The sequence below is a fragment of the Arthrobacter sp. ISL-5 genome (genome assembly GCF_018613835.1).
Taxonomy (GTDB): domain Bacteria; phylum Actinomycetota; class Actinomycetes; order Actinomycetales; family Micrococcaceae; genus Arthrobacter.
Genome location: NZ_JAGGPM010000028.1, coordinates 84,404 through 102,491 on the forward strand (window position 1 = coordinate 84,404; position 18,088 = coordinate 102,491).

Consider the following 18,088-nt stretch of genomic DNA (forward strand, 5'->3'; position numbering starts at 1 on the left):
CTGGGGACCAGCGGGTGTGTCTCAAGATCGCGTAGGGGCGGGCTTGTTGAATTCAAAATCAAGGAAATCAACGACCGGGCATCCATTACTACCCCTTCAGTCTAGCTGGCAAAACGGGATTCACTGACTGGCGCGGCCGTGCACCGGCAGGAATCAGCCGCAGGATCAGTCCACGAGCTCGAGGTGGACCTCGCGCGTGGCGATGTCCGAGGAGATGAGCCGCACCCTCACCTTGGTGCCGGGTTCCATTTCTCCGGCGCACCTGGCTGTGACGGCCGGCTCCGCAATCTGGACGACGCCGGAGGGGCCGTTGCCGTTGGACGCCTTGCCGTTGGAGCCCTTGCCGTTGCCGTTCCCGTTGCCGTTGGAGCCCTTGCCGTTGCCGTTGCCGTTGCCGTTCTTGGCGGGTTTCGACCCGGAGATCACCACGGCGTCGAATTCCTGGCCGACGTGGTTGATCAGCAGGGCGGCCTCCACGGTGTCCAGGGCCAGCCGCTCCATCTTCGAAGCCAGCTGGTCCGAGGCCGCCATGATGTCGGGCAGGGAAGGCAGTGCCTGCCGGGCCCATGCCGGTACGGTCCGGTTGTTGCTCAATGCCTCGCAAATGACCAGGACGAAGCGGTCCACGAGCCGGCGCAGCGGCGCCGTGGTGTGTGCGTACGCCGTCCCGATGGCGGACTGGATGGCGTCATCCGGGACGGTTCCGTCGAAGTGCGTGTACCCGGCTCCGCGGAAGAGCATGCTTGCCGAATGCATGATGGCCAGCTGCCGGTGATCGGTGGGGTCCAGCGTCCGAAGGTAATCCCCGTAGCTGGCCTTTCCGTCCCACGGCTTCCCCAAGGCGGCGGTCTGGCGCCTGAAGTGGCTGAGGGAGCGTTCGTCAGGTGCCGGCATGGTGCGCAGGATGCCCACTTTGCCCTCAAGCATCATGGCGGCCGCCGCCATCCCTGTCATGAGGGAAATCTGGGCGTTCCAGTCCTCCACCGGAAGCTGCGGCGCCGCCACGATCCGGTAGCCGCCGTCGGGAAGCTGCACGATTTCCTGCTCCGGCATGTTCAGGCTTGCCCCGCCGCGGGCCCGTTCAAGCTCCACCCGCTTCAGCCCCACCTCACGCAGGAGCACGAGCACCGGCGCGGCCGTTCCGGCGTCGAGTTCCGCCTGGACGCCCTTGTAATTGAGCTTGGCCCGGCTGCGGACCATCGCCCGGCGCACCAGCACGGACGTCACCTCGGCTGCGGCATCGAGCTTGAACTCCCACACGAACGCCGAACACAGCTGCCCGGCGAGCAGGCTGCCGGCGTTCTCGCTGATGACTTCCGGGTGCAGCGGAATGCGGCCGTCCGGGGCGTAGAAGGTCTGTCCGCGGCGGCGGGTCTCGGCGTCGAGGGCACCGCCCGGCGCGACGAAGGACGGCACGTCCGCGATGGCATACAAAATCCTGTAGCCGTCCCCTGAGCGTTCGATGAAGAGCGCCTGGTCCAGGTCGGTGGACGACGGCGGATCGATCGTTAGGAACTCGACGCCGGTCAGGTCCAGCGCCGGCAGCTGCCGTTCCGCCACGGCCGCTTCCGCTTCCTTGAGCACACGCTCCGGGAATTCTCCGGGCAGTTCCAGCTCCGTCCGGAGCGCGCTCAGGGCGTCCGCAAGCGCACTGGGCTGCTCGTGGACGCTGGGGGACAAGCGATGATGTGACACGAAAATCAGGTTAGCCCGAATTGCGCCGTTAGTCTTGGATTATGGGCACATCCTCGGCTGACACCGCTCGGTACGACCGCTTCGTCGCAGATCTGTTCGGCGTCATGGCCTACGGCGAGCTTTCCGCCTTCGAACGGCTCTCTTCTGATGCCCGCTATTCGCCCACTCTGCACGACCGTGCCGTGCTCGGCAGGATCGCCGTCATAGAGTTCCAGCACTACGAGATCGTGAGTGCGAAGCTCGCCGCCATGGGCGTGGACGTCGAGGATGCAATGCTCCCGTTCCAGGCCGCCGTGGACCACTTCCATGAACGGACCCGCCCGGCGGACTGGTACGAATCCCTGATGAAGGCCTACGTCGTGGACACGGTCTCGGCGGACTTCTACCAGATGGTGGCCCGGTACGTGGATGCGGAAACCCGGGACGTCATCGAGCAGATCCAGTCGTCGGAGGAAGCGACGGCCGTTCTCCGGGAACGCCTCAAAGGGGCCCTCTCGGATGATCCCCGGCTCGCCTCGCGGCTGGCGCTGTGGGGCCGCCGGCTCCTCGGCGAGGCGGTCACGCAGGCCCAGCGGGTGGGCTACGAACACGCCTTCCTGAGCGGGCTGCTCACTTCAGCAGAGAGCGGTGCAAACGATGCCGCGGCGCGGGAGCTGGTACGCAGCCTCACGGCGGAACTCGCGGACAACCACTCGCGCCGGATGGTGCAGCTCGGACTGAGCGGGTAGCCGCCCGCCCGTCCGGCCACGGCTGCGGGCCTGCTCGGTGTACTCAGCTAGACGCACTCAGCTACGACGCGGCGGCCGCCGGCTCCGCCGCATCCAGGGCGGTCAGCAGCTCGGCTGCCGCGCCCTCCGGATCCGGGGACTCGGTGATGGCGCGCACCACGACGATCCGGCTGGCCCCCGCCGCCAGGACCTGTTCCACGTTGCTGAGATCGATCCCGCCGATGGCGAACCAGGGCAGGAGCAGGCCGCCGACTCGTTCCTCATCCGCCTTCCGGACTGCCTCCGCCGCATACCGGACAAGGTCAAGACCGACGGCGGCACGTCCCGGTTTCGTGGGGGTGGCCCACACCGGGCCCGCGCAGAAGTAGTCCAGCCCGGTGCGGCCGTGGGTGGCGGCGATGGCGGCATCCACCTGCTCGGTGGTGTGCGTGGACAGCCCGATCACCGTGGCGGCGTGCAGCAGCTTCCGCGCCGAGCGGAGCGGCAGGTCCTTCTGGCCGATGTGGAACACCGGGGCCCCGGACAGCGACGCGATGTCCGCACGGTCGTTGACGGCCCAGAGCCGGCCGTGCCTGTGGGCTGCCTGGCGCAGGACGTCCAGGAGTTCGAGTTCCTCGGCGGCCTCGATGCCCTTGTCACGGAGCTGGATGATGTCCACGCCGCCGGCAAAGGCAGCGTCGACGAAATCGGCGAAGTCACCGCGGTCCTTGCGGGCGTCGGTGCAGAGGTACAGGCGGGCAGTGGTGTGGACGTCATGCGCGGTCATGGCACCCAGCCTAGTTCCTCTAAACTGGGCAGGTACCGCGGGAGCCCGCTGCAGCTGTCACAAAACGGCGCAGGGCTGAGAGGGCGTAAGAGCCGACCGCTTGACCTGATCCGGTTAGTACCGGCGTAGGGAAGGATTTCCATGAACCCTGCATCCGGCGGGAACACTCCTGCCACGGCAACACTGCAAGCCGATGTGGCCGTCATCGGCGGCGGCGTGGTGGGCCACGGGATTGCCTGGGAGGCAAGGCGCTCGGGACGCTCCGTGGTCCTCATCGATGAATCGCCCGGGACGGGTGCCAGCTGGGCGGCCGCCGGGATGCTGGCACCGGTCAGCGAACTGCACTACCAGGAAGAGGAACTCCTGGAGCTGATGCTCGAGTCCTCGGCCCTGTGGCCGGCCTTCGCCGGCGCGCTCGCCGACGGCGGACGGGACACCGGGTATCTTCCGACGCCGACCCTTGCGGTCGGTGCGGACCCCGCCGACCGCCGCGCCCTGATGGACCTCCGCGAAGTCCAGCGGGCGAGCGGGCTCGTCGTCGAACCCCTGACCATCCGGGAAGCACGCTCCCGGGAGCCGCTGCTGAGTCCGGGCATCTCCTGCGCCCTGGACATCCCCGCCGACCACCAGGTGGATCCGCGGCGGCTCTTGGAAAGCCTCGCCGCTGCCCTGGCCGAGCACACACCCGGGTCCCGGACGGCCGTCACCGGTGCGCGGCAGGGGTACGGGGTGAGGGAACATGCCGCTGGCCTGCTGTGGGACGGCGCGGGTGTCTGCGGAGTCCGGCTCACCGGCGGCGGGACTGTCCGGGCCGCCGAGACGGTGGTGGCCAACGGCCTTGGTGCGGGATCGCTGGAGGGGCTGCCGGAGGGGCTCAGGCTTCCGCTGCGGCCGGTCTACGGCGACATTCTCAGGCTCAGGGTTCCGGAGCACCTCCGTCCGCTGCTGACGGCCACGGTCCGGGGCATGGTCCGCGGTGCGCCCGTGTACCTGGTTCCGCGCCGGGACGGCACAGTGGTGATCGGTGCCACCCAGCGGGAAGATGACCTGTCCGGTCCCAGCGCCGGCGGGGTTTATCAGCTGCTGAGGGATGCGCAGTCGCTGGTGCCTGCAGTGGCGGAGCTTGAGCTCCTTGAGTCCACGGCCAGGGCGCGGCCGGGAACGCCGGACAACGCGCCCCTGCTGGGCCGTGTCCCAACCGGCTGTGTCCCAACCGGCTGTGTCCCGTCCGGCAGCGGCAGCGGCTCCGGGACAGCGGTGGCGGGGCTCATCATCGCCACCGGGTTTTTCCGCCACGGCGTGCTCCTGACCCCGGCAGCCGCAGTAATCTGCCGCGAGCTGATGGACGGCGTCGAGGACGGGCGCTGGGATGCCTTCCGGCCAGGGAGGTTTTCGCCGGAACTATCAGCATCGTGCTCTCCCACAGCCGGCACAGTCACATTTGACCAGAACAAGGAATCAGCATGAACATCACACTGAACGGTATTGAACAGGCGGTGGGCGCAGGCGCCTCCGTCACCACACTCGTCAGCCAGGTCACCGGGCGTAAACTTGCCGCCAACGGACAGGCCGCTGACGGCCAGCGGCTCGGCGTGGCCGTGGCACGCAACTCAGAGGTGGTGCCGCGAAGCCAGTGGCACAGCACCGCCCTGGCGGAGGGCGACGACATCGAACTCGTCACAGCGGTCCAGGGAGGATGAGGACGATGACCGAAACAACAACGGCTGGAGCGCAGCCGGGGACCGGCATGGCCGACCCCCTCGTCATTGACGGCGTGGAACTGACCTCGCGACTCATCATGGGCACAGGCGGGGCTCCCAGCCTCGACGGGCTCGGTGCGGCGCTGCTTGCCTCCGGCACCGAGCTGACCACCGTGGCCATGCGGCGCTACTCGCCCGCAGAAACGGGGTCCCTGTTCCAGCTGCTCCTGGACAACAACATCCGGGTGCTGCCCAATACAGCCGGCTGCTTCACGGCACGGGACGCCGTCATGACGGCGGAGCTGGCACGCGAGGCCCTGGAGACCGACTGGGTAAAGCTCGAAGTCATCGCTGACGAGCACACACTCCTGCCGGATGCCGTGGAACTCGTGGACGCCACCGAGCAGCTGGTCAACCGCGGCTTCAAGGTCTTCGCCTACACCAACGATGATCCCGTCCTGGCGCTCCGGCTCGAAAACCTGGGGGCGGCCGCCGTCATGCCGCTGGGGTCACCCATCGGGACCGGGCTGGGAATCCTCAATCCGCACAACATCGAGCTCATCGTGTCGCGGGCCTCTGTTCCGGTGGTGCTGGATGCGGGGATCGGCACGGCGTCGGACGCGGCGCTGGCCATGGAGCTGGGCTGCGACGCCGTACTGCTGGCCACTGCCGTGACCAGGGCCCAGAATCCGTCGCTCATGGGCGAAGCCTTCAAACACGCTGTTATCGCCGGTAGGCTGGCGAAAGCGGCCGGGCGGATCCCGCGCCGCGAGCATGCACTGGCGTCATCGGCCATGGAGGGCCGGGCAGAATTCCTGTAAGCCCGGGACACACCCCCGCGGAGACCATGGCGGCGCGGCAGGCTCACAGGATCCCCTCTTAGGAGTCAGCCGTGGCCACCAGGGACGCTGTCCTCACCCGCCCCCAGATCGATGACGCGCTCGCCGGCCTGCCCGACTGGCGCTACCGGCTCGGCGGCCTGGTCACCGCCTACAAGGCGCCGACGGCGGCCGCCGCGCTTGAGCTGATTGCCGCCGTCGGGCGCATTGCCGAAGAGAGCGACCACCATCCCGACCTCGACTGGCGCTACAACCGCGTGTTCATCCGGTTCAGTTCCCACGACGCCGGCAGTGAGGTCACGCCGAGGGACGTCAACGCGGCGGCCGCGGTCAGTGAGGCAGCCGCCGGGGCGGGTGCCCAGGCGGAGCCGGGCCTGTACCGGACCGTGGAGATCGGGATCGACACCGCGGACGTGGCGGGGATCTCGGAGGTCTGGCGGGTCGCCCTTGGCTACCGGAAGGGGCGGCACGGGGGCCTGGCGGACCCGTACGGCCGCGGGCCGGGGCTGTGGTTCCAGGAGACCGACACTCCGAGCGAGAACCGCCTGCACGTGGACATCTACCGGTCCAAGGCCGAATCGGCGCCGGCCCTCGAGAAGACAGCGGCCACCGGCGCGTTAATGAACAGTGACCACGCACCCGGCTGGGTGGTGGTCACTGACACGCAGGGGAACCGGCTTTGCCTGTGCACCGAGGAAGGCACCGGACCGGATCTCTAGGACCGGTTCTCGAGGAGTGCCGGACCTCGGGGGCACCGGCAGCTAGATCTTGAGGGCAGCCGTTAGCCGCTGGGTGTCATGCCTTGCGCGGACCCTGCCCAGGTATACGGCCACGGCCGCAGCCGCAGCGGTGCCAGCCACCATTGGAACGATCCATGGAATCCACGTGAGTCCCGGCTGGTAGCCGAGCCCCGCTGCCATGCAGACAATCCAGGCGAGCATGCCCACCACGGCGGCCACGCCCGCCGGGAGGAGAATGCCGTACTTGGCGTGCCGTTTGTCATTGGCCCAGACGATGAAGCCTGCGGCAACGGCCACCAGGAGCACGATAACGAGGGACAGCACGGTGCTTCCTACAGTGCGCCGAAGCCGACCCGGCGGACTTCCTCGGCGCCGATTTCGACGTAGCCCAGGACGTTCGCGGGGATGATGATCTGACGGCCCTTTTCGTCGCTCAGCCGCAGCTCCGTGCCTTTGGCGAGGGATTCCGATACGACCTTGGCCACGGAGTCTGCATCCTGGGCCGATTCCAGCACAATTTCGCGGCCGATATTCTGAATGCCGATCTTTACTTCCACAGCAAGGCCTCCCAGCCAATCAAAGTTGAAATTTCAAAGGTGTTCTCCCTTTGTAGTCTAGGACTCTTTGGGGAAGCGAGAGATTCCGCGCCAAGCTAAACGGTAGATAAGGTCACTGGCGACATCCAGATCAAGATTGCCGTCCGTCTCGAGCCAGTAGCGTGCGCTGACCTGCGCCATGCCGGCGAGGCCCCGGCCGAGCAGCTGCGCCTCCAGGAGCGGCAGCTTGGTGTCTTCGGCGATGACCCGCGCGATGGCGTCGGCGAAGGCCTTGTTGAAGGTCTCCAGGCGCGCGCTGACGTCCGGATCGTTGACGAGGTCGGACTCGAACACGAGGCGGTGCGCCTGGTCGTCACTGTCGATGAACCGGTAGTAGGCGCGCATGACGGCCTGGACGCGCTCCTTGTTGTCGGTGGTGGAATTGAGCGCCCCCATCATGAGATCGGTCAGGGTCCCGAGATGGCTGTCCAGGAGCGCCAGGTAGAGCTCGCGCTTGGAGGGGAAGTGCTGGTACAGCACCGGTTTGCTCACATGTGCCGTTTCGGCGATCTCGTCCATGGCGGCACCGTGGTAGCCATTGGCGACGAATACCTCCTGGGCGGCAGCCAGCAGCTGGGCCCTGCGCTCATCCCGCGGCAGCCTGGCGGATCGCTGCCCGGCGGCGCGGGGGGTGCCGGCAGGGGATTGCGCGGCCTGAGTTCGATCAACGTGTGCATGATGAACCACGGTTGGCCTTCTTTCCATTGCTGTTAACTTCACTTTACCCGGGGGTAATATGACCGCGCGGTATCTTCAGGCATACATTGAAGTATGGCTTCTACGTCCACCGCAAATGCAGCTCTCACCTCACTGGACCCCCTGGTTGATCCGGCGCCCGGACTCTCGCCCGAGGAGGTGGAGCGGTACTCCCGGCACCTCATCATTCCGGAGATCGGCGCGCTCGGCCAAAGGCGGCTGAAGAACGCGCGCGTCCTGGTGATCGGCGCCGGCGGACTCGGCTCTCCCGCCCTGCTCTATCTGGCCGCGGCCGGCGTCGGAACCATCGGCATCATTGACGACGACTCCGTTGACCTGAGCAACCTGCAACGCCAGATCATCCATGGCGTCCAGGACGTCGGACGCCCCAAGATCGAATCGGCGCGCGATGCGATTGCCGCGCTCAACCCCCTCGTCGACGTTCGGCTCCACAACGCCAGGCTGGACGCCTCCAACGCCCTGGAGCTTTTTGCCGGCTACGACCTCATCCTTGACGGGGCGGACAACTTCGCCACCCGCTACCTGGTCAACGACGCCGCGGCCATCCTCGGCAAGCCCTACGTCTGGGGGTCGATCTTCCGCTTTGACGGCCAGGTCAGCGTGTTCTGGGAACAGCACGGCCCCACCTACCGCGACCTGTACCCGGAGGCGCCACCGGCGGGTTCCGTGCCGTCGTGCGGCGAGGGCGGCGTTTTCGGGATGCTCTGCGCGGCTGTCGGATCCCTGATGGTGACGGAGGCCGTCAAGCTGATCACCGGCGTCGGGCGTTCCCTGCTCGGCCGTGTGGCGCTGTATGACGCCCTGGGCGGCAGCTGGCGCGAGATCAGGGTGGCCAAGGACCCGGCGGCCCCGCGGATCACGGAGTTGACGGATTATGAGGCGTTCTGCGGAATCACGCCTGCGGAAGCCACGGACAAGGAACACACCGTCACCGCAACCCAGCTGGCAACAATGCTCGCCTCGCGCGATGCCGGGCTGAAGGACTTCGAGCTCGTGGACGTCCGCGAGACGGGGGAGTACGACATCGTCCGGATTGACGGCTCCGTCCTGATTCCGCAGGGCCGGATCCTCGCGGGCGAGGCCTGGGGGGAGCTGCCGCAGGACAAGGACATCGTCTTCCACTGCAAGGCCGGGACGCGGTCCGCCGCCGTGCTCGCCGCCGCACAAAAGGCCGGCTACCAGCGGGTGAGCCATCTCGACGGCGGCATCCTCGCCTGGGTCAGGGACGTGGAGCCGCAGAAGCCCGTCTACTGACTGTGGCGCAGGGTTTTCGGTCGGGAACGTCATATCACGCCGCGATGACCGGGATTCGGTCCCCGAATCCCCGATGGTAGACGCGTGAACCGTCCACCATGGGCAGGAAGCCGTCGTTAATGTGCAGGTCCAGAGGGCTCATGGCTACGCCCGGCTTGCGCTCAGCGGCGGCAGGGCCAGGCGCAGGGTCCCGTCCAGCTCCGGCTCCGAATACTCCACCTCCATGTCAAGGGAATCGTGGGGCGCCAGGTAGCTGATCCAGAGGTGCTCCGTTGCGCCGCCCGCTATGGCGCCGGGGCCCCTGTTGAAGTCCTGGGGCGTGACTGTGGTGCCGGACGGCACCAGCTTCAGGCGAAGCTGCCCCGGGGCGAACAGGGCAGGCCCGGGCCGGGTGTTTCTCAGGGCCACTTCGAGGAGGACGATGTCGCCCCACGTGAGGTTGGCAGGCTGCGGCCAGCCGTCCTGGGGGAGGACATCCGCGTCATGGCCGTGGGAATCGGTTGAAGCACGCTGGATAGTGGCGGCCTGGCCTGCAGCGGTCACGTGTCCGGCGCCGGACGTCCCGAGGAGCCGGGTGGCTGCAGCCGCCACGGACCGGAACGCCGGGCGGCCTTGTGCATCCAGCCGGGCGAGGCGGCCGGCCCGGACCACGGACAGGGAGCCGAACGCGGTAGCAACCGGTCCGGCGCCGTTCGATGTGCTTCGCGAGACCACGCCGTAGGTGCCTCCGGCCGCGAGCAGCAAGGCCCCGCCGCCCGCGATGAGGCCGAATTGCCGGCGGCTCAGGACAGGGACGGTTACTGCAGGCCGAGTCAGCTTCATGGTCGCACCCCTTAAAAGGATTCACGGACAGGTTCAATGCTGTCCGTGCAACCTATGGAAAGGTTGGGCGTGCGGCGCTCTGATCGGGTGGAAGAAGTTAGGCGGAGTTCCGCCGCGCCCCGGCCTCGGGGATCGTGGCCGGAGCCAGCTGGCTGTGATCGACGGGGCACTCGGCCTTTGCCGCGGCCGTCGGCTGTTCCACCGTGATGCCGTAGAGGGTTTCCAGGGCGGCAACGTAGTCGTCCTGCTGGCCGTTCGACGCCAGCTCCCGGGCCCGGACGGTGGGGACGTGGAGGAGCTGCTTGACCATGCGCCGCAGCGCAAATTCAACCTCTTCGGCCGCTGCCGTGCAGCCGTGGCGGGCGCGCACCTTTTCCATTTCCGCGTCCAGGACGTTCATGGTGTGGCGGCGCAGGGCCACGATGGCCGAATCCACGGACCGGGCCTCGCGTTCCTGCTCGAAGGAGGAGGCTGCGCCGGACACCAGGCTGCTGGCTTGCGCGAGGGACTCCGCCTGCTCCTGGGGAGCCGCCAGGCGCACGGACTCCAGCGTGAGGAGTTCCACGCCGTCGAGCTCTCCCACGGCGGGGTCGAAATCGTGCGTCAGCGCCAGGTCGATGGCGATCAGGGGCTGCGGGGAGTTTGCGCGGACCTGGGCGAGCTCGGCCGCTTCCACCCTGGCGTCCGAGCCGCTGCACCCGATCATGACGTCCGCGGCTGCCACAGCGGCATCAAGAGTGTCGCCGTCGAGCGCCGTGCCGCCGCGGGTGGCAACGAACGTTGCCGCGCGTCCTGAGGAGGAGAACACCGAGATGTCGCGGCAGCCGCGCTCGCGCAGCAGGGCCATGGTGGCTCCGGCGTAGGCGCCGGTGCCGAACACCACAACCTGCTTCTGCGACCAGTCGGTTTCCTCGGAAAGGTCTATGGCGAGATCGAGGGCCACCGAGACGATGGACAGCCCCCTGGAGCCGAGCGCCGTCTGGGCGCCGACGTCCTTTGCCGTCTTGGATGCGGCCTGGAACAGGCGGACCAGGCCGGAGCTGGCGGTGCCCTCATGCTGGGCGGTGATCAGCGCGCGCCGCACCTGTCCCGCGATTTCGCGTTCGCCGACCACGGCGGAGTCGAGGCCCGAGCTGACGGCGAAAAGGTGCTGGCTGACTTCGGGGCCCGTGTGCGTGCTGAATGACCGGGACACGAGCTGTTCACTGAGCCCGCTCGTCTCGCTGATCTGGCCGACCAAGGCGGCGCGGGCGGCTTCGACGTCGTCCGCGTGCGGCGCCTCGCCGTAGATTTCGTAGCGGTTGCAGGTGGCAAGGACAATCGCACCCGTCACTGCCGGCGATCCGGCGAGGGCGGATGTTGCGATGCCTGATGAACCGTTGCTTAGCTGAGCGACGGTTTCGAGGTCGATGTCGGCGTGAGTCGCCACCAATGAAAAAAGAACCACAGCAGGACAATCATAGCTTTTTCGCAGCGGCGTAGAACAACCCCCCGCCGGGTTCGCGGGCCTCCGGCGCCGTGATTCCTGCCACGCGGGGTCTGTCCGGTCCCGGGATGACAGGCTGTCGTTATCTTTTGGGGCCGATTTTCGGCACAATCAAAGGCATGACTTCTAGCGCTGCAACTTCAGCCGGCACCGTTCTTGATGCAGGCCATCCGCTCATGGACGGGCGCACCGCCGACTCGCCGCTCATCACGGCTTACCGCGGCGGCAAGCCGAGCCGCCGTCCGGTCTGGTTCATGCGGCAGGCCGGCCGGTCCCTGCCTGAATACCTGAAGGTCCGCGAAGGCGTGGCCATGCTGGACTCCTGCCTCCGCCCCGAGCTGGCCTCCGAGATCACGCTGCAGCCTGTGCGCCGGCACGATGTTGATGCGGCGATTTTCTTTTCCGACATTGTCATTCCGCTCAAGCTGGCCGGCGTCGGTGTCGACATCGTGCCGGGCATCGGCCCCGTCTTGGACAAGCCCGTCCGGACCGCCGCCGATGTCGCAGCCCTGCCCAAACTCACGTGGGAGGCGCTGGAGCCGATCCGCGAGGCCGTCCGCCTGACAGTGGCGCAGCTGGGCAAGACGCCGCTCATCGGTTTTGCCGGCGCGCCCTTCACGCTGGCCGCCTACATGGTGGAGGGCAAGCCGTCCCGCGACCACCTTGGCCCCCGCACCATGATGCACGCCGATCCGGAAACCTGGACGGCGCTGGCCAACTGGGCCGCTGATGCGTCCGGGATGTTCCTTCGGGCCCAGCTGGAGGCGGGCGCCTCTGCCGGGCAGCTCTTCGATTCCTGGGCGGGCTCCCTTGGCCTGGCGGACTACCGGCGATTTGTAGCGCCGGCATCCGCCCGTGCTCTGGACCATGTCCGGCACCTCGGCGCGCCGCTGATCCATTTCGGCACCGGAACCTCCGAACTCCTCGTTGCCATGCGCGACGTCGGCGTGGACGTAGTGGGTGTGGATTACCGTCTCCCGCTCGACGAAGCGAACCGCCGGCTCGGCGGCACCGTGCCGCTGCAGGGCAACATCGATCCGGCGCTCCTCTCGGCCCCGTGGGACGTGCTCGAGGCGCACGTCCGGGAGGTCATTGCGTCCGGCGCGGCGGCGCCCGGCCACGTCCTCAACCTCGGCCACGGCGTGCCGCCGGAAACCGACCCGGACGTTCTGACGCGCGTCGTCGAACTTATCCACTCCATTTCTCCGGAGTAGGGCGGTGGCCGCGGGCAATCCTTCGGCTGCCGGACGGACGGCCCTGGTGGTCGGGGGCGGTATCTCCGGCCTCATTGCCGCGAGGGAACTGGCCCAGGCGGGCCTCCGGACCACGCTCCTTGAAGCCACTGATGCGTGGGGCGGCTGCGTGGGCCGCCACGAGGTTGCCGGACTGACGCTGGACAGCGGCGCCGAGTCCTTCGCCACGCGCTCCAGCGCTGTGGCTGACCTCGCCGCGGAACTGGGTCTTGCCGGAAATATTGTTTCCCCCCATCCCGGCGGGGCGTGGGTGCAGCTCCCGGACGGTCCGCGCGAGCTTCCCAAGACCGGCGTGCTCGGCATCCCGGCGAATCCATGGGATCCGGAGGTGCGCCGGTCCCTGGGGCTAAGCGGCTCCCTTCGCGCCTCGCTGGATAAGTTCCTGCCGTCCTCCGTGGGCACCACGGCTGACGTCTCGAGCGTCTCCGCCCTGGTGCGGGCGCGAATGGGCCGCCGCGTCCTCGAACGGCTCGTCGAGCCCGTGGTGGGCGGGGTCCACTCCGCCGACCCCGGACTGCTGGATGTCGACATGGTTGCTCCGGGGCTTCGCGCGGGGATCACCCGGCACGGGTCGCTGGCCGCCGCCGTCGCCGCCCAACGCAAGGGGGCCGGCGTGCAGCCTTCAGGCGTGCAGGGGGCTGCCGCCAAGGCGGGTTCCGCCGTCGCCGGTTTGACGGGCGGCATGCATACCCTGGTTGCCGCCCTCGTGGCAGATCTTCGCCGGAGCGGCGTGGAGCTGGTGCCCGGCACGCGTGCCGACGCCGCGGCGCGCACGCCCCGCGGATGGCGGATTGCGGCGGGGGAGGAAACGTACGACGCCGATGTGCTGGTGATCGCCCTCGACGGGCCCTCCGCCGTCGGGCTCCTCGAGAATGCCGTGCCGGCCCTGGCCGGCCACCGGCCCGGCCCGGGGCCGAAGGTCAAGCTTGTGACACTTGTTGTGAACGTCCCTGAACTGGACGCGCGCCCGCGGGGAACCGGAATCCTGGTGGCCCCGCAAACCGCCGGAATCCGGGCCAAGGCGCTCACCCACGCCACGGCCAAATGGGACTGGCTTGCTGCCGAGGCGGGGCCGGCCAGGCATGTGCTGAGGCTGTCGTACGGGCGCCGGGACAGTTCCTCCCCGGCCGGACAGGCGCCTGCGGAGGGATCTGACGCTGCCCTGCTTGACATCGCTTTGCAGGACGCGTCAACCCTGCTGACCGTTCCTGTCAAGGCTGGGAACCTGGCCGGATGGGATGTGGTCTCCTGGGCCGGCGCCCTGCCGTTTGCGGCAGTCGGGCACCGGCAGCGAGTGGCGGACGTCCGAAGGATCTGCTCCGGCACTGAGGGTCTGCTGATGGTGGGCGGGTGGCTCGCAGGCAACGGCCTCGCGGCCGTGGTGGCCGACACCCGGCAGCAGCTGCAGGCATTCCTGCAGTAGCGCCGACCCCCGAGAGGATTCTGTGCCCTCCAGCCCACTTCATTGCCGCCCGCCATACCTGCTCGCGGGCGAGTCCGCAAGTTTTCCCCTGCGCGATTTTATGTCTAGGGTCGATAACTATGGTCAATCAGAAGTCCGATAACTTTCGTACGCTGACTGGTTTCCATGGGGGTCTTCGGCGCGGCACGGCAGCAGCTGCGCTCGGAGCGGTGCTGGTCATGTCCGCAGGGGTTCCTGCATCCAACGCTCTTACGCCTGACCTGCCGGTAGGCCCGGACAGCGGCACCTCGGCCACAACAGGACTGAGTGCCAGTGTCTCCGGAGTGGCCGACCTCGAAGCTTGGGCGGCAGCCGCACTGACAGCCGAGCCGGAGCCGTCCGAAACGCCGGCCCCGACGCTGTCGCCAATGCGGTCACCGTCACCGTCGACTTCGCCTTCGCCTTCGCCGTCGGCAACGGCCACCGCCACCGCAACGCCTACGCCCACCCCGACCGCACCCTCGGTCACGCCACCCGCACCGTCGCCGACCGGCTCGCCGTCCGGGACCGCCGCGCCTGCGCCCGCACCTGCGCCCTCCGGCTCTGCCTCTTCGCCAGCCGCCGAAAACGGCGGCACGTCGGGAGCTGCAGGCTCCGGCCCGGCCCGTCCCCTACCCTCCGCTTCAAGCCAGTGGACCGCCCCGGCTCCGGCGTCATCCGGGGCAGGGACCGCCTCCGGCTGGGCCTCAAGCGGGGCCACCGGCGGGCCTGCGGCCGGCCCGGAGCCGTCCGGCAAGGCCGGTTCGGCTGCGGACGTCTCGGCGCTGACCGCAGCCTGGGGCTTCGGGGGACGTTCTGTCCCCGGAATCGCATCCGGGGTATGGGGCTCGGCCGGGTTGTCCGGCCCGATGAACATGGCCGGTGCCGACTCGCCGTACACCGCGCGCGGGCCAGCTGAGAGTGCTGTTCTCACGGCCACGCCCGGCGGCCCGGTCTCGCCGCTGGTCTGGTGGGGTGCCGGGCTGGTGATCCTGGCGGGCGCCGCGGGCCTTGCCGTTGTCAGGATCCGCCGGTCCCTGTGACCTTCCCCACTTCTACGCTCTGTAGAAGTGGGGTTTTTCGACTTGGGCGCACGGAAGGGGCAGTATGGTATTCATGAGCCACACTCCTGCCGAATCTGTCACCAAAACCGAAGAATCAGCCGAGCAGTTCTTCACCCTCTGGACCGTATTCAAGCGCTCCGCCGAGGTCCTCCGCAGCGCTGATGCTGCCGACGATTTCGACGCCCTGATTGCGCGCCTGGCCGAGGGCGGGGTGACCCACCGCGGAAGCTACGACGTCTCCGCCATGCGCGCCGACGCCGACGTCATGGTCTGGCTCCACGGCCCCAAGCCCGAGGCACTGCAGCAAGCCATCCGCGACATCCGCCGCAGCAAGCTCTTCGCGGCAACCGAACTCGTGTGGTCGGCCATGGGCGTCCACCGTGAAGCGGAGTTCGCCAAGAACCACACCCCGGCCTTTTCGCGCGGCGTCGAACCGGCGGAATGGCTGTGCGTGTACCCGTTCGTCCGGTCCTACGAGTGGTACCTCCTGCCGGAGGACGAGCGCGGCAAGATGCTGCGCGACCACGGCATGCTGGGCCGCGACTTCCCCCAGGTCATTTCCAACACGGTGTCCTCGTTCGCACTCGGCGACTGGGAGTGGATCCTCGGCCTGGAGGCCCCTGAACTCGTTGACCTGGTGGACCTCATGCGCCACCTGCGCTCCACCGAGGCCCGCAACCACGTCCGCGAGGAAATTCCGTTCTACACGGGCCGCCGGATCACAGCCGGGGAGATTGCCGAGGTCCTGGCATGAGCCCGCTGAATTCCTGGGGCTCAGCGGTGGCGGTGAACCCCGTGACCGAGGCCGGCAGGATGGCGCCCAAGGAATATGACGGCGTGCTGCTCGCCTCCTTCGGCGGCCCCGAGGGCCAGGAGGACGTGATCCCGTTCCTCCGCAATGTCACCCGCGGCCGCGGCATCCCCGACGAGCGGCTTGAAGAGGTCTCGCACCATTACCGCGCCAACGGCGGCATCAGCCCGATCAACCAGCAGAACCGGGAGCTCAAGGCAGCCCTCGAGGCCGAGCTGGCTGCGCGGGGCATCGACATGCCGGTGCTGTGGGGCAACCGCAACTGGGATCCCTACATCCCGCAGACCCTCCAGGACGCTTACGACGCCGGTCACCGGAAGCTGCTCATGGTCACCACGAGCGCCTACTCCTGCTACTCCAGCTGCCGCCAGTACCGTGAAGACATCGGCATGGCGCTCACTGAAACGGGCCTGGACGGCCGGCTGGAAGTGGACAAGGTCCGCCAGTACTTCGACCACCCGGGCTTCGTGGAGCCCTTCATCGAAGGCACCGCCGCGGGAATCGCCGAGGTCCGCGCGCAGCTGGCCTCTGCGGGAAACCCTGAGGCGCCTGTGCATGTTCTGTTCGCCACGCATTCCATACCGACGCGCGACGCCGATGCTGCAGGACGGTCCGCCGAGGAGCCCCGCCAGTTCGCCGAGGATTCCGCCTACGTGGCCCAGCACCTGGCCACCGGCGCCGAGGTCATGCGGCGGGTGGAAGCCGAATCCGGGCTCGCGGCCCCCTGGTCCCTCGTGTACCAGTCACGGTCCGGAGCTCCGCACGTGCCCTGGCTTGAACCAGACATCAACGACGCCATCGGGGACCTGTCCAAGCAGGGCGTCAAGGGCATCGTGATTGTGCCCCTCGGGTTCGTCAGCGACCACATGGAGGTGGTCTGGGATCTTGACACCGAGGCACTGGAGACCTGCCGCGAACTGGGCCTGGCCGCAACCCGCGTGCCGACGCCCGGAACGCACCGCCGCTTCGTTGAAGGGCTCGTGGACCTCATCTGTGAACGCACCGCCGCGAACAACATCGCCGACCGGACCCACATGACCGACCTCGGCCCCTGGTACGACGTGTGCCGGCCGGGCTGCTGCGCCAACTTCCGGGGGGAAAAGCCCACCATTGCGGGGGCCGACACCACGGTGGGTGCCGGTCACGACCCCTACCCCGCCGGGGGAGGGGACGCCCGATGACAGTCCGGATCGGTACCCGCGCGAGCAAGCTCGCCCTGACCCAGACGCAGCAGACGGCCGACCGGCTGGCCGCCGTCGGGGGTTTCCCGGTGGAACTCGTGCACATCAGGACCGACGGCGACGTCCTCACCGGATCGCTGTCCCAGATGGGCGGCACCGGCGTCTTCGTTGCGGCGCTCCGCGACGCGCTGCTACGCAACGAGTGCGATGTTGCAGTGCACTCGCTCAAGGACCTGCCCACGGGCTCCGCCGTGGGGCTGACTCTGGCCGCTACTCCCCGCCGCGTGGACGTCCGCGACGTCCTGTGCGCCCGCGACGGATTCAAGCTGGCTGATCTTCCCAAGGGCGCGCGCGTGGGCACAGGCTCGCCGCGCAGGGCGGCACAGCTCCGTGCGGTCCGGCCCGACCTGGACATCGTGGACATCCGCGGCAATGTGGACACCAGGCTCGGCCGTGTCCCCGGGCTGCCGGGCAACGTGACCGAGGCCGTCGTGGACGGAAAATCGTGCGACCTTGATGCCGTGGTGCTGGCTGCCGCGGGTCTCGAGCGCATCAGCCGGCTGGACACCGTCACCGAGTACCTCGAGACGGACATCATGCTTCCGGCCGCGGGACAGGGTTCGCTGGCCATTGAATGCCGCACGGCGGACGCCCCGCGCCTGGCCGGCTCCACTGAGGGCTCGCAGGGCGTGCTCGCGCAGGCACTGGCAGCATTGGACGATCACGACACCCGGCTCGCGGTCACCGCAGAACGGGCGCTGCTGGCGCGGCTCGAAGCCGGCTGCGCCGCTCCGGTGGGTGCGTACGCCTACCGGAAGGGCAGCATGCTCCACCTCGAAGCCGTGGTGTGCGCCGTGGACGGCACCGCGTCCGTGCGTGACAAGCGGGCCACTGACGGCCTGACCGAAGTGGGCGCGACGCTGCTGGGCATTGAACTGGCGGAGGCTCTCCTGGCCGCGGGGGCTGCGGATATCGCTGACCTGACCGCGTCCTGA

Annotated in this window: 19 protein-coding genes and 1 riboswitch; of the genes, 11 read left to right on the top strand and 8 right to left on the bottom strand. The window is 68.4% G+C overall.

Features of this window, described 5'->3' with window-relative positions; translation table 11 throughout:
* Nucleotides 1-165 precede the first annotated feature (165 nt).
* A complete protein-coding gene (locus J7I89_RS15325) occupies nt 166-1,695 on the bottom strand; it encodes an RNB domain-containing ribonuclease (RefSeq protein ID WP_214971978.1) in 1,530 nt (509 codons plus the stop codon).
* Between the two features lie 41 nt (nt 1,696-1,736).
* Between J7I89_RS15325 and J7I89_RS15330 the strand changes: the two genes are divergently transcribed.
* Complete coding sequence (locus tag J7I89_RS15330; RefSeq protein WP_214971981.1) at nt 1,737-2,423, top strand: ferritin-like fold-containing protein; 687 nt, start codon at nt 1,737-1,739, stop codon at nt 2,421-2,423.
* Nucleotides 2,424-2,484: 61 nt separating this feature from the next.
* Here J7I89_RS15330 and thiE read toward each other — a convergent pair whose 3' ends face one another.
* Nucleotides 2,485-3,189 (bottom strand): thiamine phosphate synthase, encoded by a 705-nt coding sequence (gene thiE / locus J7I89_RS15335; RefSeq protein ID WP_214971984.1) that lies wholly within the window; start codon nt 3,187-3,189, stop codon nt 2,485-2,487.
* Nucleotides 3,190-3,216: 27 nt separating this feature from the next.
* Nucleotides 3,217-3,338, top strand: a riboswitch (TPP riboswitch).
* Here thiE and thiO point away from each other — a divergent pair.
* The 4 genes from thiO to J7I89_RS25800 all read left to right on the top strand — a co-directional run bounded on the left by thiO (nt 3,331) and on the right by J7I89_RS25800 (nt 6,447).
* Nucleotides 3,331-4,656 carry a glycine oxidase ThiO gene (gene thiO, locus J7I89_RS15340; protein ID WP_214971986.1) on the top strand — a complete coding sequence of 442 codons (1,326 nt, stop codon included), beginning with the start codon at nt 3,331-3,333 and terminating at the stop codon, nt 4,654-4,656. Its footprint overlaps the riboswitch before it by 8 nt.
* Nucleotides 4,653-4,889, top strand: a complete 237-nt coding sequence (gene thiS / locus J7I89_RS15345; protein WP_056633019.1) for a sulfur carrier protein ThiS — start codon at nt 4,653-4,655, stop codon at nt 4,887-4,889. The genes thiO and thiS overlap by 4 nt, the downstream gene beginning before the upstream one ends.
* A 5-nt stretch (nt 4,890-4,894) precedes the next feature.
* On the top strand, nt 4,895-5,710 hold the full coding sequence (locus J7I89_RS15350; protein WP_285290228.1) for a thiazole synthase: 816 nt from the start codon (nt 4,895-4,897) through the stop codon (nt 5,708-5,710).
* Between the two features lie 71 nt (nt 5,711-5,781).
* Entirely contained in the window at nt 5,782-6,447 is a 666-nt protein-coding gene (locus J7I89_RS25800; protein ID WP_214971989.1) for a 4a-hydroxytetrahydrobiopterin dehydratase, read from the top strand.
* A 42-nt stretch (nt 6,448-6,489) separates the two neighbouring features.
* Here J7I89_RS25800 and J7I89_RS15360 read toward each other — a convergent pair whose 3' ends face one another.
* Genes J7I89_RS15360 through J7I89_RS15370 form a run of 3 tightly spaced genes read right to left on the bottom strand, consistent with a single transcriptional unit; the run spans nt 6,490 to nt 7,769 of the window.
* Entirely contained in the window at nt 6,490-6,792 is a 303-nt protein-coding gene (locus J7I89_RS15360; RefSeq protein ID WP_214971992.1) for a hypothetical protein, read from the bottom strand.
* A gap of 8 nt (nt 6,793-6,800) precedes the next feature.
* Nucleotides 6,801-7,025, bottom strand: a complete 225-nt coding sequence (locus tag J7I89_RS15365) for a DUF3107 domain-containing protein (RefSeq protein WP_214971994.1) — start codon at nt 7,023-7,025, stop codon at nt 6,801-6,803.
* Nucleotides 7,026-7,082: 57 nt separating this feature from the next.
* Nucleotides 7,083-7,769 carry a TetR/AcrR family transcriptional regulator gene (locus tag J7I89_RS15370; protein ID WP_214971996.1) on the bottom strand — a complete coding sequence of 229 codons (687 nt, stop codon included), beginning with the start codon at nt 7,767-7,769 and terminating at the stop codon, nt 7,083-7,085.
* A gap of 66 nt (nt 7,770-7,835) precedes the next feature.
* On the opposite strand from J7I89_RS15370, the gene moeB reads away from it, so the two are divergent.
* Nucleotides 7,836-9,035 (top strand): molybdopterin-synthase adenylyltransferase MoeB, encoded by a 1,200-nt coding sequence (gene moeB, locus J7I89_RS15375; RefSeq protein WP_214971998.1) that lies wholly within the window; start codon nt 7,836-7,838, stop codon nt 9,033-9,035.
* 144 nt (nt 9,036-9,179) lie between these two features.
* On the opposite strand, the gene J7I89_RS15380 is transcribed toward moeB, so the two are convergent.
* Nucleotides 9,180-9,857, bottom strand: coding sequence for a hypothetical protein (locus J7I89_RS15380; RefSeq protein ID WP_214972000.1), 678 nt, complete (start codon nt 9,855-9,857; stop codon nt 9,180-9,182).
* Between the two features lie 97 nt (nt 9,858-9,954).
* Nucleotides 9,955-11,304: a glutamyl-tRNA reductase gene (locus J7I89_RS15385; RefSeq protein WP_214972002.1), complete on the bottom strand. Its 1,350-nt coding sequence runs from the start codon at nt 11,302-11,304 to the stop codon at nt 9,955-9,957.
* A gap of 158 nt (nt 11,305-11,462) precedes the next feature.
* Between J7I89_RS15385 and hemE the strand changes: the two genes are divergently transcribed.
* A complete protein-coding gene (gene hemE, locus J7I89_RS15390; RefSeq protein ID WP_214972005.1) occupies nt 11,463-12,557 on the top strand; it encodes a uroporphyrinogen decarboxylase in 1,095 nt (364 codons plus the stop codon).
* A 4-nt stretch (nt 12,558-12,561) separates the two neighbouring features.
* Nucleotides 12,562-14,019 carry a protoporphyrinogen oxidase gene (hemG, locus tag J7I89_RS15395; protein ID WP_308159928.1) on the top strand — a complete coding sequence of 486 codons (1,458 nt, stop codon included), beginning with the start codon at nt 12,562-12,564 and terminating at the stop codon, nt 14,017-14,019.
* A 127-nt stretch (nt 14,020-14,146) separates the two neighbouring features.
* Here the strand turns inward: hemG and J7I89_RS15400 are convergent, their stop codons facing one another.
* Nucleotides 14,147-14,971 (bottom strand): hypothetical protein, encoded by an 825-nt coding sequence (locus J7I89_RS15400; protein ID WP_214972015.1) that lies wholly within the window; start codon nt 14,969-14,971, stop codon nt 14,147-14,149.
* Between the two features lie 182 nt (nt 14,972-15,153).
* On the opposite strand from J7I89_RS15400, the gene hemQ reads away from it, so the two are divergent.
* Genes hemQ through hemC form a run of 3 tightly spaced genes read left to right on the top strand, consistent with a single transcriptional unit; the run spans nt 15,154 to nt 18,088 of the window.
* Nucleotides 15,154-15,855, top strand: a complete 702-nt coding sequence (hemQ, locus tag J7I89_RS15405; RefSeq protein WP_214972018.1) for a hydrogen peroxide-dependent heme synthase — start codon at nt 15,154-15,156, stop codon at nt 15,853-15,855.
* The gene (locus tag J7I89_RS15410; protein ID WP_214972021.1) at nt 15,852-17,093 is read left to right on the top strand and encodes a ferrochelatase; all 1,242 of its coding nucleotides are present in this window, start codon (nt 15,852-15,854) and stop codon (nt 17,091-17,093) included. The genes hemQ and J7I89_RS15410 overlap by 4 nt, the downstream gene beginning before the upstream one ends.
* The gene (hemC, locus tag J7I89_RS15415; RefSeq protein ID WP_214972023.1) at nt 17,090-18,088 is read left to right on the top strand and encodes a hydroxymethylbilane synthase; all 999 of its coding nucleotides are present in this window, start codon (nt 17,090-17,092) and stop codon (nt 18,086-18,088) included. The genes J7I89_RS15410 and hemC overlap by 4 nt, the downstream gene beginning before the upstream one ends.

Excerpts from the sequence above, each read along its gene's own strand:
- J7I89_RS15330 (WP_214971981.1), top strand. The coding sequence starts at position 1,737 with ATGGGCACATCCTCGGCTGACACCGCTCGGTACGACCGCTTCGTCGCA.
- thiE (WP_214971984.1), bottom strand. The coding sequence starts at position 3,189 with ATGACCGCGCATGACGTCCACACCACTGCCCGCCTGTACCTCTGCACC.
- thiO (WP_214971986.1), top strand. The coding sequence starts at position 3,331 with ATGAACCCTGCATCCGGCGGGAACACTCCTGCCACGGCAACACTGCAA.
- thiS (WP_056633019.1), top strand. The coding sequence starts at position 4,653 with ATGAACATCACACTGAACGGTATTGAACAGGCGGTGGGCGCAGGCGCC.
- J7I89_RS15350 (WP_285290228.1), top strand. The coding sequence starts at position 4,895 with ATGACCGAAACAACAACGGCTGGAGCGCAGCCGGGGACCGGCATGGCC.
- J7I89_RS15370 (WP_214971996.1), bottom strand. The coding sequence starts at position 7,769 with ATGGAAAGAAGGCCAACCGTGGTTCATCATGCACACGTTGATCGAACT.
- moeB (WP_214971998.1), top strand. The coding sequence starts at position 7,836 with ATGGCTTCTACGTCCACCGCAAATGCAGCTCTCACCTCACTGGACCCC.
- J7I89_RS15380 (WP_214972000.1), bottom strand. The coding sequence starts at position 9,857 with ATGAAGCTGACTCGGCCTGCAGTAACCGTCCCTGTCCTGAGCCGCCGG.
- hemE (WP_214972005.1), top strand. The coding sequence starts at position 11,463 with ATGACTTCTAGCGCTGCAACTTCAGCCGGCACCGTTCTTGATGCAGGC.
- hemQ (WP_214972018.1), top strand. The coding sequence starts at position 15,154 with ATGAGCCACACTCCTGCCGAATCTGTCACCAAAACCGAAGAATCAGCC.
- J7I89_RS15410 (WP_214972021.1), top strand. The coding sequence starts at position 15,852 with ATGAGCCCGCTGAATTCCTGGGGCTCAGCGGTGGCGGTGAACCCCGTG.
- hemC (WP_214972023.1), top strand. The coding sequence starts at position 17,090 with ATGACAGTCCGGATCGGTACCCGCGCGAGCAAGCTCGCCCTGACCCAG.